At 57.2% G+C, this 19,200-nt stretch carries 15 protein-coding genes; 8 read left to right on the top strand and 7 right to left on the bottom strand.

Annotation, left to right across the window (positions count from 1 at the left end; all coding sequences use genetic code 11):
• Positions 1-21 precede the first annotated feature (21 nt).
• From VF694_RS08700 to nhaA, 4 genes are all read left to right on the top strand, one after another.
• A complete protein-coding gene (locus VF694_RS08700; RefSeq protein WP_003801622.1) occupies positions 22-540 on the top strand; it encodes a DedA family protein in 519 nt (172 codons plus the stop codon).
• 6 nt (positions 541-546) lie between these two features.
• Positions 547-891, top strand: coding sequence for a DMT family transporter (locus tag VF694_RS08695; RefSeq protein ID WP_003801624.1), 345 nt, complete (start codon positions 547-549; stop codon positions 889-891).
• A 15-nt stretch (positions 892-906) separates the two neighbouring features.
• Positions 907-1,365 (top strand): D-aminoacyl-tRNA deacylase, encoded by a 459-nt coding sequence (gene dtd, locus VF694_RS08690; protein WP_003801625.1) that lies wholly within the window; start codon positions 907-909, stop codon positions 1,363-1,365.
• Between the two features lie 118 nt (positions 1,366-1,483).
• Positions 1,484-2,848 carry a Na+/H+ antiporter NhaA gene (gene nhaA, locus VF694_RS08685; RefSeq protein WP_301607139.1) on the top strand — a complete coding sequence of 455 codons (1,365 nt, stop codon included), beginning with the start codon at positions 1,484-1,486 and terminating at the stop codon, positions 2,846-2,848.
• Positions 2,849-2,899: 51 nt separating this feature from the next.
• Here the strand turns inward: nhaA and cnbZ are convergent, their stop codons facing one another.
• Positions 2,900-3,661, bottom strand: a complete 762-nt coding sequence (cnbZ, locus tag VF694_RS08680; protein ID WP_003801629.1) for a 2-amino-5-chloromuconate deaminase CnbZ — start codon at positions 3,659-3,661, stop codon at positions 2,900-2,902.
• 151 nt (positions 3,662-3,812) lie between these two features.
• On the bottom strand, positions 3,813-4,181 hold the full coding sequence (locus VF694_RS08675; protein WP_003801631.1) for a NirD/YgiW/YdeI family stress tolerance protein: 369 nt from the start codon (positions 4,179-4,181) through the stop codon (positions 3,813-3,815).
• A 150-nt stretch (positions 4,182-4,331) separates the two neighbouring features.
• On the opposite strand from VF694_RS08675, the gene mgtE reads away from it, so the two are divergent.
• From mgtE to VF694_RS08655, 4 genes are all read left to right on the top strand, one after another.
• Positions 4,332-5,672, top strand: coding sequence for a magnesium transporter (gene mgtE / locus VF694_RS08670; protein WP_003801633.1), 1,341 nt, complete (start codon positions 4,332-4,334; stop codon positions 5,670-5,672).
• 161 nt (positions 5,673-5,833) lie between these two features.
• Positions 5,834-8,800 (top strand): MHYT domain-containing protein, encoded by a 2,967-nt coding sequence (locus tag VF694_RS08665; RefSeq protein WP_059317852.1) that lies wholly within the window; start codon positions 5,834-5,836, stop codon positions 8,798-8,800.
• Positions 8,793-9,806 (top strand): HD-GYP domain-containing protein, encoded by a 1,014-nt coding sequence (locus tag VF694_RS08660; protein WP_440164108.1) that lies wholly within the window; start codon positions 8,793-8,795, stop codon positions 9,804-9,806. The genes VF694_RS08665 and VF694_RS08660 overlap by 8 nt, the downstream gene beginning before the upstream one ends.
• Before the next feature lie 235 nt (positions 9,807-10,041).
• Positions 10,042-10,572, top strand: a complete 531-nt coding sequence (locus VF694_RS08655) for a helix-turn-helix domain-containing protein (RefSeq protein WP_003801641.1) — start codon at positions 10,042-10,044, stop codon at positions 10,570-10,572.
• Between the two features lie 9 nt (positions 10,573-10,581).
• On the opposite strand, the gene VF694_RS08650 is transcribed toward VF694_RS08655, so the two are convergent.
• The 5 genes from VF694_RS08650 to VF694_RS08630 form a co-directional block, all read right to left on the bottom strand.
• Positions 10,582-10,998: a hypothetical protein gene (locus VF694_RS08650; protein WP_003801643.1), complete on the bottom strand. Its 417-nt coding sequence runs from the start codon at positions 10,996-10,998 to the stop codon at positions 10,582-10,584.
• A 13-nt stretch (positions 10,999-11,011) separates the two neighbouring features.
• The gene (locus VF694_RS08645; protein ID WP_003801645.1) at positions 11,012-12,124 is read right to left on the bottom strand and encodes an aminotransferase class V-fold PLP-dependent enzyme; all 1,113 of its coding nucleotides are present in this window, start codon (positions 12,122-12,124) and stop codon (positions 11,012-11,014) included.
• An 18-nt stretch (positions 12,125-12,142) separates the two neighbouring features.
• Complete coding sequence (locus VF694_RS08640; protein ID WP_301607131.1) at positions 12,143-13,441, bottom strand: MFS transporter; 1,299 nt, start codon at positions 13,439-13,441, stop codon at positions 12,143-12,145.
• A gap of 99 nt (positions 13,442-13,540) precedes the next feature.
• Entirely contained in the window at positions 13,541-15,943 is a 2,403-nt protein-coding gene (locus tag VF694_RS08635) for a mechanosensitive ion channel family protein (RefSeq protein ID WP_131071479.1), read from the bottom strand.
• 39 nt (positions 15,944-15,982) lie between these two features.
• Complete coding sequence (locus VF694_RS08630) at positions 15,983-18,424, bottom strand: DUF3772 domain-containing protein (protein WP_059317857.1); 2,442 nt, start codon at positions 18,422-18,424, stop codon at positions 15,983-15,985.
• Positions 18,425-19,200: the final 776 nt, after the last annotated feature.

Here is a 19,200-nt window from a genome sequence, read left to right as displayed (position 1 = left end):
TGTCACCTCTCCCTGATTGATATGCTGAGCACTTTAAGTAATTTTGCAGAGCAAGCCACGGCGCTGATCAGCGCCAACCCCCAATGGGTTGCCCCCGCCGTATTTGCCCTGTGTCTGATCGAATCCCTGCCCTTTTTGGCTTTGGTCATACCAGGCACCGCCATTCTTCTGTCCGTCGGCGCCTTGGTCGGTGCCGGTGAAATGAGCTTGCTGCCGGTTTGGTTATCCGTCACCTTGGGGGCTGGTGTGGGCAACGCCATCTCCTTTTACCTGGGCCAGCGTTACGGCGGCAACCTGTTCCATTTTGAATGGGCGCGCAAGCGTTTACATCTGTATGCCAAGGCGCAAGCGTTTTTTGCCCGCTGGGGATGGTTTAGTATTGTGGCTTGCCGCTTTATCGGCCCCTTGCGCTCGACCGTGCCCCTGATTGCCGGCACCTGCTCCATGTCGCCCCTCAGCTTTCATATTTCTTCCTGGGCCTCGGCCGCGCTGTGGGCCAGTGTGCTGCTTTTGCCCGGCTGGCTCAGTTTTCAATCCTGATTTTCAATGACTCCCGCCAGCCTCGCCTACTTGCATTTGTGCTTCGCGATTATTTTCGAGATCATCGCGACCAGCTTGTTGCAGCGCTCTGAGCAATTCACCCGTCTGATGCCCAGCGCCTTTACCATTCTGTTTTACGCCGCTGCCTTTTATTTTCTGTCCCTAAGCCTGCGGGTAATGCCCGTGGGCGTGGCCTACGCCATCTGGAGCGGCGTCGGTATTGTGCTGATTTCCTTGATTGGCTGGGTGTTCTTTAAGCAGAAACTGGATTTGGCCGCTATGATTGGCATTGCCTTTATTGTGGTGGGCGTCTTGATCGTGAACCTGTTCTCTGAAACCGTCGGCCACTGATTTTACTGAAACACAATGATTGCCTTGATTCAACGAGTACGGCGGGCCCAGGTCGATATTGACGGCCAGACTGTCGCAAAAATCGGTGCCGGCATGGCGGTTCTGGTCTGTGCAGAGCACGGGGACACCAGTGAGCAGGCCGCGCGTTTGCTGGACAAACTACTGGCTCTACGCATCTTTTCAGATGAGCAGGGCAAGATGAACCTGAATCTGCTGCAAGCCGGGGGGCAACTGCTGCTGGTGAGCCAGTTCACCTTGGCCGCCGATACACGCAAAGGCAACCGCCCCGGTTTTAGCCGCGCCGCGCCACCGGCCATCAGCCAGCCGCTGTTCGATGAACTGGTGGCGATGGCCCGCGTGCGCGTGCCCGATACACAGTGCGGTGTGTTTGGCGCCGACATGCAGTTGAGCCTGATCAATGATGGCCCGGTCACCATTCCCTTGCATATCGTCCCCGAGACCCGCCCAAGCTGACATTTGCCTTAAAGAAACTCCCTCCCTATAATTGCGCAGGGTGTTTTGCTGGCATGGTGCAGCAGGGCAGGTTAAATGCTTACGCAGGGTCGGGCCGCCTTGTGGAGAATTGCCGACCATGTCTCACCCCTCTTCCGGCGCGCCTTTACCGCGCGCCCATGTCCTGACCCGCCAACTACAGGCCCAGCTTCAGCGTCTTTTGCACATTGAAGCCCTAGGCGGCGTCATCTTGTTGATGGCCGCCGCTGTCGCCCTGATCTGGGCCAACTCCCCGTTTGCTGACAGTTACTCGGCCTTATGGCATACCCAAATCACCCTGGAGCTGGGTAGCTGGCGTTTTTCGCAAGATCTGCATTTTTGGGTCAACGATATCTTGATGACCCTGTTCTTTCTAGTGGTCGGGATGGAGATCCGTCGTGAGATCCATGACGGGGCCTTGTCCGACTGGCGCTCGGCCATGCTGCCAATCTGCGCCGCCCTATCTGCCATCACCCTGCCCGCACTCATTTATGCGGCAATGAACCCCGAGCCGCAGGTTCTGATGGGCTGGGCTATTCCGACCGCCACCGATATTGCCTTTGCAGTAGGCGTATTGGCTCTGCTGGGTCGCTCCCTGCCCCCCAGCCTGCGCGTCTTTTTGCTGGCTCTGGCCATCATTGATGATCTGGTCGCCATTCTGATCATCGCCTTCTTCTACTCGGGTGGGCTGGACTACAGCGCTTTCCTGATCGCCGCCGTGGGGATTGCGGCAGTGCTGGGCTTACAGAAAATGGGAATAGGTTCGGCCTGGGCCTATGTGCTTCCTGGCGCCATTCTCTGGTTTGGGCTCTTGAAAACGGGTGCTCACCCCACGTTGGCCGGCGTTGTTCTAGGCATGATGAGCCCGGTGCGCACGCTGCCACTGCCGCGCAAGGCTCGCCATCTGAATCTGGAGCTGGCGACCAAGCTGGAGAGCCAGCATGACACACAGGAAATCATGCATACGCTGCAAAAAATGCAACTTGCTCAACGTGAGATCCTGCCCCCTGTGCAGCGTATTCCCGCGCTGCTGCATCCGTGGGTGGCCTTTATCATCATGCCGGTTTTCGCCCTGGCCAATGCCGGTGTCAGCCTGAACGGTTTAGACCTGAATGCAGCCGGTGCACATAGTGCTCTGTTTGGTGTGGCGATTGCCTTGATTGTGGGCAAGCCGCTGGGCGTCTTGCTGGGAACCTGGCTGCCTGTACGCTTGGGGCTATGCACTCTGCCAGCAGGCATGAGCTGGGCCGGCGTCACCCTGATTGGTTTGCTGGCCGGTATTGGCTTTACCATGTCGATCTTTGTTGCCAACCTCGCGTTTGCAGAGCCCGTTTTGCTGGATGCGGCCAAGCTGGGCGTGCTGTGCGGCTCCTTAGTCTCAGCCGTGCTGGGTCTGCTGTGGGGACTGATGGTACGTCGCCGTTATCAACGCTCAGCCGCTGAGCCGGTATACAGTCAGGCGTAAAACACACAGGCCCACGCAAGCGTGGGCCTGTCTGCAGCTTGATCAGGCAGCTTAATCAATCGTGAGAATTCGCTCATTCAAAATACGACGACAATCCATTTCGTATTCCAGATCCTTGACCGGAGGTCGTGCCAAGTGCCAGCCCAGACCATGATTGATCGCGCCGCGCTGGGCCAGCTCACTGGCCATGAAAGGATGCAGATTATGCACGGTGTAAGCATGAGTGGCCGTCGTATCGGCCCACTCATGACCCAGCACTTCCAGGCGACGCTCCATTTCATCGAGCACCCACTGGGCCTTTTTTAACAGGCCTTCGGGCGAGACGTCCTGATACGCCACAATGCTCTCTATGTAATCGTCCGGGGTTTCGGGAACCTCGCAACTGCCGGCGATCACAAAGGTGGCCTCTTCAATATCGGTTTCCACCGTGTAGCTGAAGGCATAAAAGCTGGGCTCGGCCGGAGCCCCCACCAAAGGCGACACATTGCTGCGTGCAACCGGATTATGTTTGCCTTTGAGCAAACCCCACTCTTTCAGGGTTTCCAGGTACAACTCATTGAATTTATTGAAGTCACTGTCGCTGACAGGCTCAGGCGAACGCAATTCACACGCGCACAAAGCCGTCAAAGGACGTTCTTCGGCTTCCAGCACGGCCTGAATCAAATCAAAACCCTCTTTCAGAGGGACGGGCGCGGAGAACACGACCCGACAGATCTCGTAGCCGGGCTGAGCGGCGACCCCGCCCGAAAAGCGATTCACGCCAGTCGGAATGAAGCGGTAGTTGCCTTTATCAAAATTAATTGCGGTGCTCATGGTGGTTCCTGGTCTTGTAGCGGACAAAATCGCCGTGCCCTGAACTTATCCTTTCAGTACAGGGGGCGAGAGCGGGCACTATAGCATCGCCGGCACCATAAAAAAGCCCGCGAACCGGGTCGGCGGGCTTTTTTACATTCAAGATACGCGTTTACCGAACGATAGTGATTGTCTTGACATCCACTTCATTGGTGCCAACGATGGCCTTGTCCATCTCGCCAACGATCTCGACGGTTGTGTTAGCATCCACCGGCTCTTGGGGGAAAATCTTGTCATCGATCTCGACCTGAATTTCGCCGGTTTCATCGGCAAAAAGATACGTTTCATCGGACAGTTTGCGCAGCAATTTGCCCCGCAAGGCGACCGGATCATCGTCCTTGGCGTTGTTCACAAGCTGTTCAACTTTAGTGAATGTTTTCTGGCTGGAGGGACCCACATATTGCGCTTGAGCCATTGGAATAACGGCTCCGCCCATCAATACCGTGATTGTCAGGGCTGTCAGTTTGGCCTTCATGTCCATAAGATGCTCCACTGGTTAACACTATTCGTATCCTAGCACCATTCTGGCCCAGGACAATCAATCCTGGCAGATCGTTACAAGAACCCCGCGCCCAACAGTCACCACGCCAAGCCACGACATTCCGTACTTGCACGTCCACTGGAGTATTGCATGCCCAAGCATCCATCTATTGACCTACTTGGCCCCCCCACTCCGATTGCCGATATTGTCCTGGCCTTGAACCAGCTCGAGCGCGGCCCCGCCCTGCTCGCTGCCCAGGAGCTGGACAATGAGCGACTGCAGGCTTTGCTGGAACGACCCGAACTGCGCTGGGCCAGCGCCATTGCGATGGAGCTGCGTCGGCCAGAACGCCTGCCTGTTCTGGAAACACTGGCTGAAGACCGCATGGCCGACCTGCTGCAAGACCTGGACCCGCAGGATCAGGAGCAGATTCTGAGCCGTTTGAGCCAGCCCACCCGTACCTCCGTCATGCGGCTGATGTACTACCCCGCCGATACGGCCGGCGGCATCATGACCACGGAGTTTCTGCAGGTTCCCATGAGCTGGAACGTCGCCCAGACCCTACAGTACATCCGGGAGGTGGAAAGCACGCGCGAGACGGTCTATGCCATTTACGTCGTCAATGACAAGCAGCAGCTCCAATTTGTGGTGCCTTTGCGCAAGCTGGTGTGTGCTGCGCCCCAAGCGGCCCTGACCGATCTGTGGAGCGGTGACAGCCCCATCACGGTGCAGGCACTCACTGACAAGGAGGCTGTGGCCCAGCTTATTCGGCGACACGACTTTCTGGCTATTCCGGTGGTCGACGAGGCTCAGGTCATCATCGGCATTGTGACGGTAGATGATGTCATTGACGCCTTGATGGACGAAGCCGATGAGGACATGAACCGGTTTGGCGGCGCCGAGCATATAGGCAAACCCTATTTGCAGGCCGGCTTCAGCACCATGATCCGCAAGCGGGGGGGCTGGCTGGCCATTTTATTCCTGGGCGAAATGCTCACCGCCAGCGCCATGCAGTATTACGAAATACAGTTGGAAAAGGCTGTGGTGCTGGCCATGTTCATTCCCCTGATCATGAGTTCAGGAGGAAACTCCGGCTCGCAGGCCACGTCCTTGCTGATTCGTGGCCTGGCGCTCGGTGAGGTGCGGGTACGAGACTGGTGGCGTGTGCTATTGCGCGAGCTGCCGGTCGGTCTGGTGCTGGGCACCCTGCTCGGGGCCATCGGCTTTGTGCGTATTGAAGTCTGGCAACATCTGGGCTTGTACGATTACGGCGAACACTCCTTGCTGATTGCCTTTACGATCTGGCTGGCTCTGGTGGGCATTGTGACCTTTGGCTCCTGCATTGGCTCCATGCTGCCCTTTATCTTGCAACGCGTCGGTTTTGACCCGGCCAGCGCCTCGGCTCCCCTGGTTGCCACCTTGGTGGATGTGCTCGGGCTGGTCATATACTTTTCAGTAGCGGCGCTGCTGCTGACCGGAACCTTGCTTTAAACATGAATATTTTTCGTCAATCCATGTAAAAAGCTGCACAGTAAGAGACAAACTCGGTAACCTATCCGGGTTTCATCGTTACATTCCCTCTTGCTATGCAGAGGGAGCCTGACACATTTCGTCTAACTTGGCCCCGTGGGCCGCTTCGGACATCAGCACCTATGCGGATACTCGACCAGTTCTTCATCAGTGCGGACCCCATGGCTCCCTTGTTGGTTGGCAGCTATAACAGTGGCCTGGTCATCCTGTCCCTGCTGGTTGCCATCTTTTCGTCGGGCATGGCTCTGCATACCGCGCATATTGCCCGCATGGCCGATTTGCGTCTGCATCGCCAGATTGCCATTTGCACAGGCGCCATTGCCCTGGGCGGTGGCATCTGGACCATGCACTTTATCGGCATGCTGGCCTTCGAGCTCTGTACCAGCGTGCATTATGATCCGGCCATCACCATGCTGTCGGTGCTGCCCAGCGTAGGCGCGTCCTGGGTGGCCCTGCAGATTCTCTCCCAAGCCCGCGTCCAGCGCTCGCACCTGATTATCGGCGGGGTTCTGGTGGGGCTGGGCATCGGCACCATGCATTACAGCGGCATGGCCGCCATGCGCATGGCTCCCCTGCTGCGCTATGAACCCGTCACGTTCTTCCTGTCGATAGGCGTCGCAGTCATTCTGGCCACCCTGGCTTTGTGGATACGCTTTCGCCTGCACCGTACGCGCCTGACCTTGCTGCAGCGCGTGGTCATCAGTGGCATCGTCTTGGGGCTGGCCATCTCTGGCATGCACTACACCGGCATGGCGGCGGCCCGTTTTATCGGTCAGACTACCCCGCCCGATGACCTGATCATCTTCAACAGCACCTTTGCCTCCATGGTGCTGTCCACGTTCACCATTACCGTAACGGTGCTGGTGGCCGCCGCCAATGGCTTGCTGCGCTACCGTCAACTGTTCCTGAAAATGGAAGAGAGTGAATCGCATAACCGCGCGATTGTAGATACGGCCATTGACGGCATCATCACGATCAGCAGCAACGGCACCATTCTGGATTTCAACCATTCGGCAGAGCGTCTGTTTGGCTGGAAAGCGGGTGAAGTATTGGGGCGTAACGTCAATATGCTCATGCCCGAACCAGACCGCTCTCGCCATGACAGCTATTTGTCCAATTATCTGCGCAGCAATGACCCTAAAGTGATCGGCGTAGGCCGCGATGTCACCGGCTTGCGCAAGGATGGCAGCCTGATGCCCATGCGGCTGGCGGTGGGTCGAGTGCGTCAGCCGGGGGACCCCATTTTTGTCGGCTTTGTGACCGATATGAGCCGCTACAACGCCTTGACGGAATCCTTGCGTCAAAGCGCGGAGAAAGCCGAGCAGGCAGCCCAGGCCAAGAGCGCCTTCCTGGCCAATATGAGCCACGAAATACGGACTCCGCTCAATGCGATTATTGGGTTTAGCGACTTGATGCTCAACGACGCGCTCACTGCCCAACAGAGCAAACACCTGAACATTATCAATCAGTCAGCGCGCTCCTTGCTAGCCTTGCTCAACGATATTCTGGACACCACCAAACTGGAGCGGGGCTCGGTCGAACTGGAACAGGTGGACTTTTCTCTGATCGACCTGTGCCAGCAGGTCGTCGCTTCTTTACGCTTGGCGGCCGATGCCAAGAACCTGGAGTTCCGTCTGAGCTGTGCGCCCGAGCTGCACCCTTTTTACAAGGGCGACCCGATGCGCATCCAGCAGGTACTCAACAATCTGATCGGCAATGCCATCAAATTTACTCAAAGTGGTGCAGTGCGGGTCGAGGTCAACCCCGAGCCCGGACGCAATGCAGTCTCCATCCGTGTCACCGACACCGGCATCGGCATGAGTCCTGAGCAGTTGCGTCATGTATTTACCCCTTTCACTCAGGCCGACGTTTCCATCAGCCGTCGCTTTGGCGGCACGGGCCTGGGCGTGTCCATCGCCCGCCAGTTGGTGGACCTGATGGGCGGCACGCTGGAGGTTCAAAGCACCCTGGGTGTGGGCAGCGTCTTTGAAGTCCGCATCCCCCTGGAGCCGGGCAACGAACCCTGCCTGAGCCCGGAAAACCAAGCCGTGCCCCACCTGCCCCCCCTGCGAATTCTGGTAGCCGATGACATCAACCTTAATCAGGAACTGCTGACCCTGACGCTTGAACAGCACGGCCATTCGGTCACCGCCACCGACAGCGGCCACAAGGTGCTGGAGCTGCTGGACAAAGAAGACTTTGACGTCGTTTTACTAGACGTTCACATGCCTGAACTGGACGGACTGGAGACCGCCCGTCGATGGCGCGAACAGGAACGTCGTGAAGCACGCCTGCCTTTACCGCTGATTGCGCTGACAGCCAGTGTCATGGAGTCCGATCGCCACGCTGCACAGGAAGCCGGCATCAACGGCTTTGCCACCAAACCGCTGGACCTGCCTGCCTTGATGCAGGAAATTGCACGAGTCATGGGCCTGGCCACAACCAGCTCACCAGACGACAGCGTCGAGCCCCAGAAAAGCGGCCTGATCGACTGGGACCTGGGTCTGAGCCTGTGGGGCTCGCCAGTGCGTTTGCGCCGTGCGCTGCTTAGTTTCTTGTCGGATCTGCATACCCGCTACCCACTCGATGAGATCAAACAGGCTTCACCAAACTGGGAAGTTGTCTTGGGCAGTCTGCATGGTATTCGCGGCACGGCAGGCAATCTGGGCCTGCCACAGGTTTCCTTACTGAGCGCCGAGCTGGAAGAAAAAATCCGTCGTGGCCAGACGCGCCAGATGCGCGGACGCATCGAGCAGTTGCAGGACATGTTCAACCGCATTGCCCAGGAGCTCAGCCACCATGGTCCACCGGCCCCCTATACAGATTCACAAGCAGGCGTGGTACACAGCCCCGACGTGGTGTTGAATTACCTGCACATTCTGCATAGCAGCGTGCAACTCAATGAGCTCGATGAGCCTGCCTTGCAGGCGATCTGTCAGTACCTGGAAAGTACCGGACAAAGCGAGACGCTGAATAATCTGAATAAAACCATTGATTTGTTTGACTTTGTGCAGGCAAGCAGCATCTTGACTGCGCTAATCACGGAATTGAATGCCAGCCTGGCCAAGGATCCGCCACGCCATGAATGAATTTAGCTCGCCACGCCAGACACTGTTGCTCATTGATGACGAGCCGGCCAATCTGCAGATTCTGCGCCACACCCTGCAGCAGGACTTCCGCCTGCTCTTTGCCAAAGAAGGCGCCAAGGCACTGGAACTGGCTCAACGCGATGTGCCCGACCTGATTTTGCTCGATATCATGATGCCGCAGCTCTCGGGCTACGACGTGTGTCGGACCTTGAAAGCCGACCCCAGAACCCGCCATATACCCATTATCTTTGTCACGGCACTCTCGCAACCCCACGATGAGCAAATGGGCCTGGACCTGGGCGCAGTGGACTATATCTCCAAGCCCTTTAACCCGGCCATTCTCAAAGCACGCATACGCAATCACCTGTCCCTGGTACAGATGCAGGAGCTACGCGACAGCCGTCTGCAAATCATTCGTTGTCTGGGTACGGCCGCCGAGTACAAAGACAACGAAGTTGGCCGGCATGTGATCCGCATGAGCCATTACACCCGCATTCTGGCCCACTGGCTGGGGTATTCCAACGAAGCGGCCGACGAGATGCTGCATGCTGCGCCCATGCACGATATAGGCAAAATCGGCATCCCTGATTTCATTTTGCAAAAACCGGGCAAACTGACCCCCGAAGAATGGGACATCATGCGCACGCATACCCTGATTGGCGCGCGCATTATCGGCCAGCATTCACATGGTCTGCTCAAGCTGGCTCGCACTATTGCCCTGTATCATCACGAAAAATGGGATGGCAGCGGCTACCCCTACGGCTTGAAAGGCGAGAACATTCCCCTGCCTGCCCGCATCGTAGCTGTTGCAGATGTATTTGATGCACTGGCCAGCGAGCGGCCCTATAAAAAAGCCTGGAGTGTGGAGACATGCGTCAGCTATCTGCGTGAGCAGTCCGGTCAGCACTTTGATCCTCAACTGATTGCGCTGCTGGATAAGTGCCTGCCCGAAATGCTGCACATCAAAGAAAAATGGGCGGATGAACCGCAGCACACCACACCCTAGAACACCCAGCCCTCACTAACACGACCCTGACACCCTGGGCACCAGGCCACCGACCTTCTCTGACGTGAAATCCAACGTGCGTGCCCGGACAGGTAACGACGAGCAAAAGCGCGCCGACTAGGTCTGTACCGGATATCAGCGATAGCCTGCACGCCGACAGCCCCGAACTGTCGGCGCCTCAGCTTGGCGAGCTTGTCTTACAATACCGTCTTTCTCACCTATCGCTCGCTTTTCCATGGCCGCATTGCGTATTCGCCAGGTCCGACTTCACAAAAAACTGTCATTGCGCAAGCTGGCCGAGCTGGCGCAAGTCTCCCCTGGCCTGATCAGCCAGGTAGAGCGAGGTCTGACCCAACCCAGCCTGGACACCTTGCGCCAAATCGCCCGCGCACTGGATACGCCCCTGTTTTCCCTCCTGGAAGACGATGTGGAACAAGTGGCCGTGGTGCGTAAGAACGAACGCATGAGCATTCAGTCCGCCTCTGGCGTGCAATACCAGCGGGTGTCGCCGGGCTTTGGCAGTATTGAAATGCTGGCGGGCTTTTTACCGCCGGGCGGCAGCTCGGTTGGGCAGCGCTGGAGCCACCCTGCCGAAGAATGTGTGCTGGTCACCGAAGGCCAGTTACTGGTTGATGTCGGGGATGATCAACACTGCTTGCAAACAGGCGATAGCTGTTACTTCAATTCCAGTCTGCCTCACGCCTATCGCAATCCTTACGAGCAGGATGTGCGTTTTATTGTAGCGATCACCCCGCCCAGCTATTGAGCGCGAGGATCAGCCCCCGCGGTGCAACTGGGCCTGGATCAGATCCAGTTCGGTTTCGTGGCAACGCTGCAAACGCAACCACCGATTTTCATCCATATCCGTAGCGCGTGTGGCCAGCAGGATCAAGATGCAGGTCTGCTCATCCAGCGCCTGCACCATGGCGCTGATGCGCGGCGTACGTTGTATCGCGCTGCCCACCCAATAGCGGATCAGGCCTTGCTCAGCAAGAACCTCGACGCTGACGTGCGTCTGCCCACCATCAAACAAGGAAGTGCCCACCACCAGCCCAGGCCCCACACCTTGCGTATTCAAGCATCCTAAAGACCAGCGCCCCAATGCATCCAGATCGGCCATATAGTCCATTACGACCTTGGCTGATCGCTCGATACGACGGCTGGCCTGATGCGCCCAAGTTTGACTATCCATAGCCCTTCCTCCTTTACCAGCCGGCTTGCAAGGTGTCGCACAAGCGCAGCACATCCTGCTCGGTGCAGACATTGCCGGGGGACAGGCGCAAAACGCCATCACGCTGATCGCAATACAGTTCCTGCTCGCGCAACCGATCAACCATGGCCTGCGCACGCTGGGCACTGCTGGCACGCAACATGATGCTGCCGCCACGTTCACTTTCGGCCAAAGGCGTCAGCACCGGCCACTTGGCCTTGGCGGCGCGATCCAGCAAGATAGCCGTCAATGCCCGGTTTTGTTCCAGCAATTTTTCCACGCCGGTTTCCAGCACGAAACGCAGGCCGGGTAACGAGGCAATACTGCCCAAAACAGCCGGTGTGCCATGGTCGAAACGACGCGCACCGTCAGCATAGCTGAACTGGTCCAGATTCCAGTTAAAGGGATTTTCCTGGCTGAACCAGCCACGAAACTCGGGCTCGCACTGCTCGATCAAATCCGCACGCACGTGCAAAAGGCTGGCTCCCGACACACCACAAGCCCACTTCAAGGAAGCAGACAAGGTAAAGGCGACGCCTTCATGCACGGTAAACGGCACCAGACCGGCCGCTTGCGTCAAATCCAGCGCCATCAGGCTGCCATGCTCTGTCGCACACTGCGCCATACGGTCCACATTGACGCGGTGCGAGGAGGTAGAGCTGACCCAGGTCACCAGGGCCAGGCCCACGTTGTCATCCCAGGCATGGATGAAATCATCATCGGTCACATAGGACAGACCGGCGCTCAAAGGCACGGTGCGCAAGGTGAAACCCAGACGCAGGGCCAGCTTTTGCAGCAGGAAATGCAGGCTGGGAAAGCAATCGGCCGCCACCAGCACAGTACGTCCTTTCAGCACGTGCGCTGGCAAGGAGCCCAGAATGCTGTACAGGCCGCCGGTCACGTTTTCACTAAGCGCAATATCGTTGGAGTCAGCGCCAATCAGGCTGGCCCAGGCATCCATGAAAGCCTGTTTCTGGCCCAAGGCGTAGCCCCACTGCGCATCATCCGGTGCCGACCAGACCTGACTGAACTGATCCAGCTCGGCACGCATGGCGGCTTCCTTGCCCTCGAACATGCCAATGGAGTGATACAAAAAATACCCAGACATCGTTTACATCCTTGAAAATCAATCAGCCAATTGGCGACCCGAGGTTTCTTGCACCGTGCTCAAGGCAACCATCCCGATCAATGCCACCACCATCACATAGAACGCAGGTGCCATGCTCGAACCAGTCAGACCTGTCAGCCAGGAGGCGACAAAAGGGGCCGTCGCTCCACCCAGAATGGTGGCGATGTTAAAGCCCAGCGACACACCGCTGTAGCGCACTCGTGTAGGAAACAATTCGGCATACAGGGGGTAACCCACGGCCTGGACCACAATGAACGGCAGAATGGACACGGCCACCGCAATGACGGCCAGCGGGAAGCTGCCCCAGGAGGCCACCCACATCGTCAAGGGAACCAGCACCAGATAACCGAGCAGGCCAATCGTCAGCAAGGGCTTGCGACCGAAACGGTCAGACAGGCTGCCGGCAAAAGGCATGATGAAGGCCGAGCACAAGGTGACCAGGGAAATCAGCCAGAACACCGCGGTGCCGTCGTATTTCAGGGTATGGATCAAATGGGTGCTCAGATACACCACGCCAACATAGCCGGCCGCATTCTGGGCAAAGCCAATGGCGATCACCTGCAATAAGGGGCGACGGTAATCACGCACAATCAGGGACAAGGGCGAATGCTCAGGGTGATGGCGCTTGAGCATCTCTTTAAATAGCGGTGAATCCTCAATACGCGAGCGAGCCCAGACACACAACACGATCAGGGGAATGGACAACAAAAAGGGGATCCGCCAGCCCCACTCCAGCATGGCGTCCTTGCCGACGATACTGGTGACCAGGCCCGCCACCCCCGTAGCCAAGGACAGACCCAGAGTCGCCGCGGCCGGATTGAATGCGCCGAAAAAACCGCGTTTGCCCACTGGCGAGCATTCCGCCACATAGGTGGCGGCCCCGGTAATCTCGCCCCCGGCAAAAAAACCCTGCAGTAAACGGCACAACAGCAACAAGGCGGGAGCAGCCAGCCCCAAGGTGGCATAGGTCGGCAGCATGCCCATCAAGGCGCTGGCGACCCCAATGCCCACAATTGTGAACATCAGAGCAGCGGTACGGCCATGCTTGTCACCAAACCAGCCAAAAAAGATGCCCCCCAAGGGGCGGGCCAGAAAGGCGCCGCCAAATACGGCCAGCGTGGACAGCAAAGCAGCGCTTTCATTACCCGTCTGGAAAAACAGCACGCTAAGCGTCACGGCCAGCACGCCATAGAGCTGAAAATCGTAGTATTCGATCATGGTGCCCAAGCCGGCTGCACTGGCAGCACGCCAGGGCGAAACGGGGGCCGTACCCTGAAGGGGCTGTTGCTTACTCATGTCTCATCCATCCAGATGCGCGTCACGCGCTTTTTTTGTTTAGTGTGGCTAAACAAATTATACGGATGAATATTTCAGCTTTCAATCACTGGGAAAACCCTAGAAATCTGGCTCTTGCGCCCTGTCTTTATCCATGGCCTGTTGCACCCAGCGTTGTGCAGGGTGCAAGGTAATGCCCTGCTGGCGCAGGCGACGCAAGATCTCCAGCATCAGGTTGCTCCGGACCCGACGCTGTACCCGCATGCTGTTGATGAAACAGCGCATGCTAAAAGCCAAACCATCGCCAAAAATCCCGTCACACGACAGGACGGGGGCCGGCTCGTCCAGAATTTCCGGTTCGGACATGACGGCTTCACGCAGAATCTGCATGATGGCATCCGCATCCACATCCAGCGGGAACAGCAGCCGGGACTCAATCGCCCCCAGGGAGCTAGGGGTGTAGGTCAGATTGCGAACCTGCTGACCCATCATCTGAGAGTTGGGAACCATCACCATCGTGCGATCAAAACGTTCCACATAGGTGGCCCGCAGGCGAATCTGGCGCACATTGCCTTCACTGCCCTGTACTTCCACCCAATCCCCCACTTTCACGGGGCGCTCGACCATCAGCATCAGACCCGACGCGATATTTTGCACAATGCCGCGCAAACCAAAACCCAGGCCCACCGTCAGGGCGGTGAAAACCCAGGTTACGGACTCAATCGGCACCCCCAGCATAGACAGGCAGATCACCAGCAGAACAAAATAGGCGATATATCCCACCACACCGACAATCGCATTTTGCAGGCCGGGCTCCAGCGTGGTGTTAGGCATGTAGCGCTGACGCAGCCAGACCCGCAAGCAGTGGATCAGGACCGCACCCACCAACATGACGCCCAAGGCAATCAGCCACAAATCCAGGCGCCACTGCACAGCGCCCAGTCGCAGGACATCGCGTGAAACGCCCAGGCCGGACTCCAGCATCTGTTTGGGTTCGTTCAACCAGTCCCCACTACCCATCCAGATGGCCAGACCCAGCACGGTCATACGCGCGAGCGCAAAGAAGACCACAACGAGCTGGCTTTGCACGCGAATCGGCGCCGCTTCCGGGTCACGACTGCGATTGCGCAGATAGGCCAGCAAGGAATCGGACATGTCCTGCAAACAGACCATGAACACATAGGCAAGCAGACCCAACACCAGCGGCATCGTCATGAAATGAGTCATCAAATCATCAGACAGGACTTGCCAGCCGCCAATAAACAAGCCCAAGACCAGAACATAAACCACGACAGCGCCTTTAAAGGCCAGACGTGCCCAACTGCGCCCCGTGCGAACCGCGCTTTGCCCCTGTATCTCGGTACGATCAAACAGCTCATCGCGCATGACCCACAAGCCATAGGCATACAACAGCAGATAGAGCACACTGCTCACCCCATCGAGCAGGGCCTGAAACGCATCCGACACGCCGATGGAACCGCGAAAGAAGCTCTCCGCCACATCCAGATAGGCGACCAGAAAAAAAGCGTAGGCAAAATAACGCAAGCGACCTTGGGTTTGGGCCGACACGGGTATCAAGCGCCAGGAAGAGCGAGGCTGTATGACAATGCCCTTGATCGATGCCAGCACCACCGCGGCAAGCCATGCCGCCAAGTTGAGATAGGCCAGCAGTTCATACTGTATGGTCGACAGGCCAGGCCGCTCCATCACCAACTCGACCAGTTGATCGACCAGAACCCAGCTGAGAATAAACCACAGAAAAAAATTGACGATCGTCAGACTGGATCGACGTAAACGTCCGGCTGGCAGGTAACGACTGATCCAAATGGGCGTCATGCGAAACAGGACCATCCCCAGCATCAAAACAGCAGCCACCAGCCACAAGGAGGCGCTGCTTTGCTGCCAACTGCTGTTTTTCCAGGTTTGCCGCCACTGCCCGGCCAGATCGGACAGCTTCTGACGATCCTCGGGCCAAGCCGCCCTTAGCTCGGGCAAACTTTCCAGCAAAACCAAGGAGGGACTGCGTTGCCAGCGTTTTTCTTTGGCATAACGAGCTGTCGCCTCATGCAGCAACTGACGGGTCTGTTGAGACTCCAACTGCACCAGGCGGGCGACACGCAAGTCCGCGCGCAAGGCGGCATCCGCACGTCGCAGGCGCATACGCTCATTGTGCAGTGTGAGTTGATCGGCCTCATCGCCGGCGTCCTCGCCCAACTCCTGAAGACGGGCCTGCAACAAGCGACTGCGCCGCTCCAGCGATTGCACCACGCGGCTGGACAAGTCCTGCGTTCGCTGCAGTTTCTGATCCTGCTCATAACTGCGCTCAGGTCGTATCGAGGCCTGATTGCCTTCCAGGCCATACTGCATCAGGCGCAGCTCGTCCTGGGCCTGCTGCAACTCGCGCATCATCTGACGCTCTTGCTCGGACTCGGACAGGGCTTGCGCCTGGACCATCGGCACCCAGCCCACCATCAAGCTCAGCAAAACGAGCAAGACCTGCGCACATCGTCGTAGCGGCTTCATGGCTTTTGCCTCCCGGGGACCGATCTGTTTTTTTAACGTTCAATTATTGAACAAGGGATTGCCGCCCTCGGTCTGGCTGGCCACCGGCAAGGTCGGCAATACCGTCATGGTTTGAGTGTGATGCAGCGCCAGACCTTCTTTTCGCAACCCATCCAAAATATCGAACATCAGGACGCTGCGCACCCGGCCACTGACACGCGGCGAGGATACATAACAAGTGGCGGTGAACTGCAAACCGTTGGCATCAAATCCGTCCAGCGTCACTTCTGGCGCAGGATCGGCCAACACATCGCTGTAATTCTGCATCACCTCCAGCATGATAGAACGCACCCGTTTAGCGTCTGTGTCAATGGGCATATTGATCTTGACCTTCACCACACCCAAGGGATTGCTCAAGGTCACATTGCGCACGGTCTTGGTGATGAACTCCGAGTTCGGCACAATCAGGGTCGAGCGGTCGAACATCTCAATTTCCGTGGCCCGCGCATTGATCTTGCGCACATTGCCCTCCACGCCGTTCAAACTGACCCAATCGCCAATCTTGATGGGACGTTCAGCCAGCAGGATCAACCCCGACACGAAGTTCTGCACGACTGCCTGCAGGCCAAAACCAATCCCCACCGACAAGGCAGAGATCACCCAAGCCATCCGCTCCAGGCCAATGCCCAAGGAAGAAATGGCCGTGGCCACCACCACAAAATAGCCCACATAGCTGAACAGATTCGCGGTCGAGACCCGCATTCCAGGGTCAATACGGGTGGCAGGCAAAAGCTGGTTAGCTACCCAGCGCTGCAGGGCTTTGACAAACAACACACCCAATACCAGAATCATCCCGGCCAGCAGCACGGAACTGGGCTTGAGCTGAACCTGCCCCAACGAAAAACCCGTGACCAAAAAGCCCAAACGGCGTTGCAGCCACTGCGTGGGGTCTTCGCCAAACGGTAGCAATACAAGGGTAACGGCCATAATGATCAGGCACAGGCGCAGCGCCCCCGACAGAACAATCACGATCTGGCTGCTGCCCCGCACCTGGGCGCTGGTCCACTCGTTGGAGGCCCGCTTTTCCTTGAACTGCAGCAACAGGCTCTGGCCAATATCGGCAATCAGCGCCACCAGCACATAGCAGGTACAAATGACCAGACTCAGCCACAGGACTTCCTGCACAATCAGACTGCTCAACGCGATGTACCCGAGCAAGAAGGCGATCATTCCCAGCCCGATCACCACTCCCAGAGTGATGGGAATGGCACGCAGCCAGGTCGACCCTTGTTGTACCGGGACGGTTTTCTGCGGGTCGTCACCCTCTTGAGGCACAGGGGGCTTTTCGCGCCCTTGACTCAAATTCCAGGCGGCGATGGCAATAAAAATGCTCAGGGTCAGCGTATTGAAGCTGTTGACCAGCAAGGTGGTACTCAGCGTCGCATTGACCAGCCCCAACAATTGCTGTGACATCCAGGTCAGGGCCACCATTACGCCCAGCGCAAGCGGCAGCCAGGCCAGTTTCAGCGCCACATTGCTGGGGATCGGAGGCAAGCGCCAGCTAGGCCGCTGTGCGGACAGCAGCACCCGCCCCATGCCGGTCACGAAGCCGCCCAGATACAGGGCAAACACCGATTTGGACACGAAGCTGGACAAGTCGGGAGCCAGATTTCCGTTCCAATAAAACAGGCCCGCCGCCAAGGAGGCCAGAACCCCGGGCACCAGGCTATAGAGCACAATCAGGGCCGCAGCGTAGAAAGAACGCCGCAAACGTGAGGGTTTGGTATGGCTGATGGTAAAGCGCTCCAGCCCGCGCACCGCCCAGACCGCCAGACCCAGCCAAACCAGCGCCAGGCCTGCTGCTGACCACAGCACATACGTGGGCAAGTCCAAGAGCCGTTGTGCCAGATCCTTGCGCATGCGATCGACCCGGGCCAGATCGCCGGGCAGGTCGCGCGACACATTGCTCCAGAAACGCGGCGTCAAAACCGACTGTGACTGCAGGCCCAGCTCGGCCTGAAAGATCGCCCGACGCTGCTTGGACACCAAATCCAGCCCTTGGGTGGTTTCTACGCCGATCAGGCGGGCCAGCTTGATCATGCCATCCAGCTCGGTGACCGACTGCTGCAGCTGCGCCCGCTGGCGTGCGATGTCATCGGACTCGCCCGCCGGGTCGTCCACCGGCCCCAACTGATTCAAACGGGCCGTCACACTGAGCAGTTCAGGCTCCAGCCGCACGCTCATTTCCTGGGCCTGTTCCTGTGCCGCCAGCAACTGATTGCGCAAGGCGACCAGATCAGAATCTCCCAAGCCGTCCTTTTTCTGCAAACGCTGCTGCACCGTTTGCAGCGTGTCCCGCAATTCATTCAGGGATTCACTGGCCTGTGCAGGCGTCCAGGCCGCAGTCTCGGCTGCTGCAGGGATAGGGGTAACAGCCAGCACCACGGCCAGCAGCCACAAGGCCAAAAAGGCACACAGGCGCGAACAGCGAAAAGCGCGCATTAATAAAACTCCGGCTAAACAATCAGGCCACGCCCCGACAGGGATACGGGCAGCACAAACATGCACAGAATACCGAAAGAATCATCCTCTTGGCACAAAACACAGAAGGGACAAACGAAAAACCCCTCTCTCTCAACCGGCTCAGATCGCCTTGCACTGCATGCCCTACCCATTCTGCCACGGTCAACTTCGAGTCGCCCCGGACAACAGACCGCTCAGTACACGCAACCAAGCTCTAAAAACCACCCTTAAAACCAAGCGCAAAAAATATGAAACCCAAAAAAATAATCAAGGAAAATTAAAAAAACAAAACCCCCATAAAAAAAGCACTATCAACAATCATTATTTTGATTAAAAACCAAGTTATTCCTCTAGCATTTCTTAACTATAAGACGGCAAGAAAAAACACAGAACACAAGGAAAAAGTCAATTAGATAGCAAACAGCAAAACGAAGATTAAAAAATTAGCCCTTAAATAATCAGGAAATGTGAAATAATTTTCTTAAACACAAAGAAAGAAATCATTGCGCCCCCTCTCGAACACAGCAACGCAACCAAAATGACATTCATCGTGTTTTTTAAGACCGTCACTTAGCCTCACTCTTTTATCTGCGGTGGCAGACCGCTTCGGGAGTTGGGGGACACTGAATAATGTCGATATCACCTGGGGCGGAATGAACCGGTTCCATCCAGATGTAGCGACCCTGACTGCCTGGCTTCTCTTAAGCGCCATTCTCACGCCAAGCTGCTCAGCCAGCACCTTTCTGTTACGGCAA

Source organism: Alcaligenes sp. Lyrl_28 (assembly GCF_051948705.1).
GTDB lineage: Bacteria > Pseudomonadota > Gammaproteobacteria > Burkholderiales > Burkholderiaceae_B > Alcaligenes > Alcaligenes ammonioxydans.
This window is presented reverse-complemented; position numbering and strand designations above follow the sequence as displayed.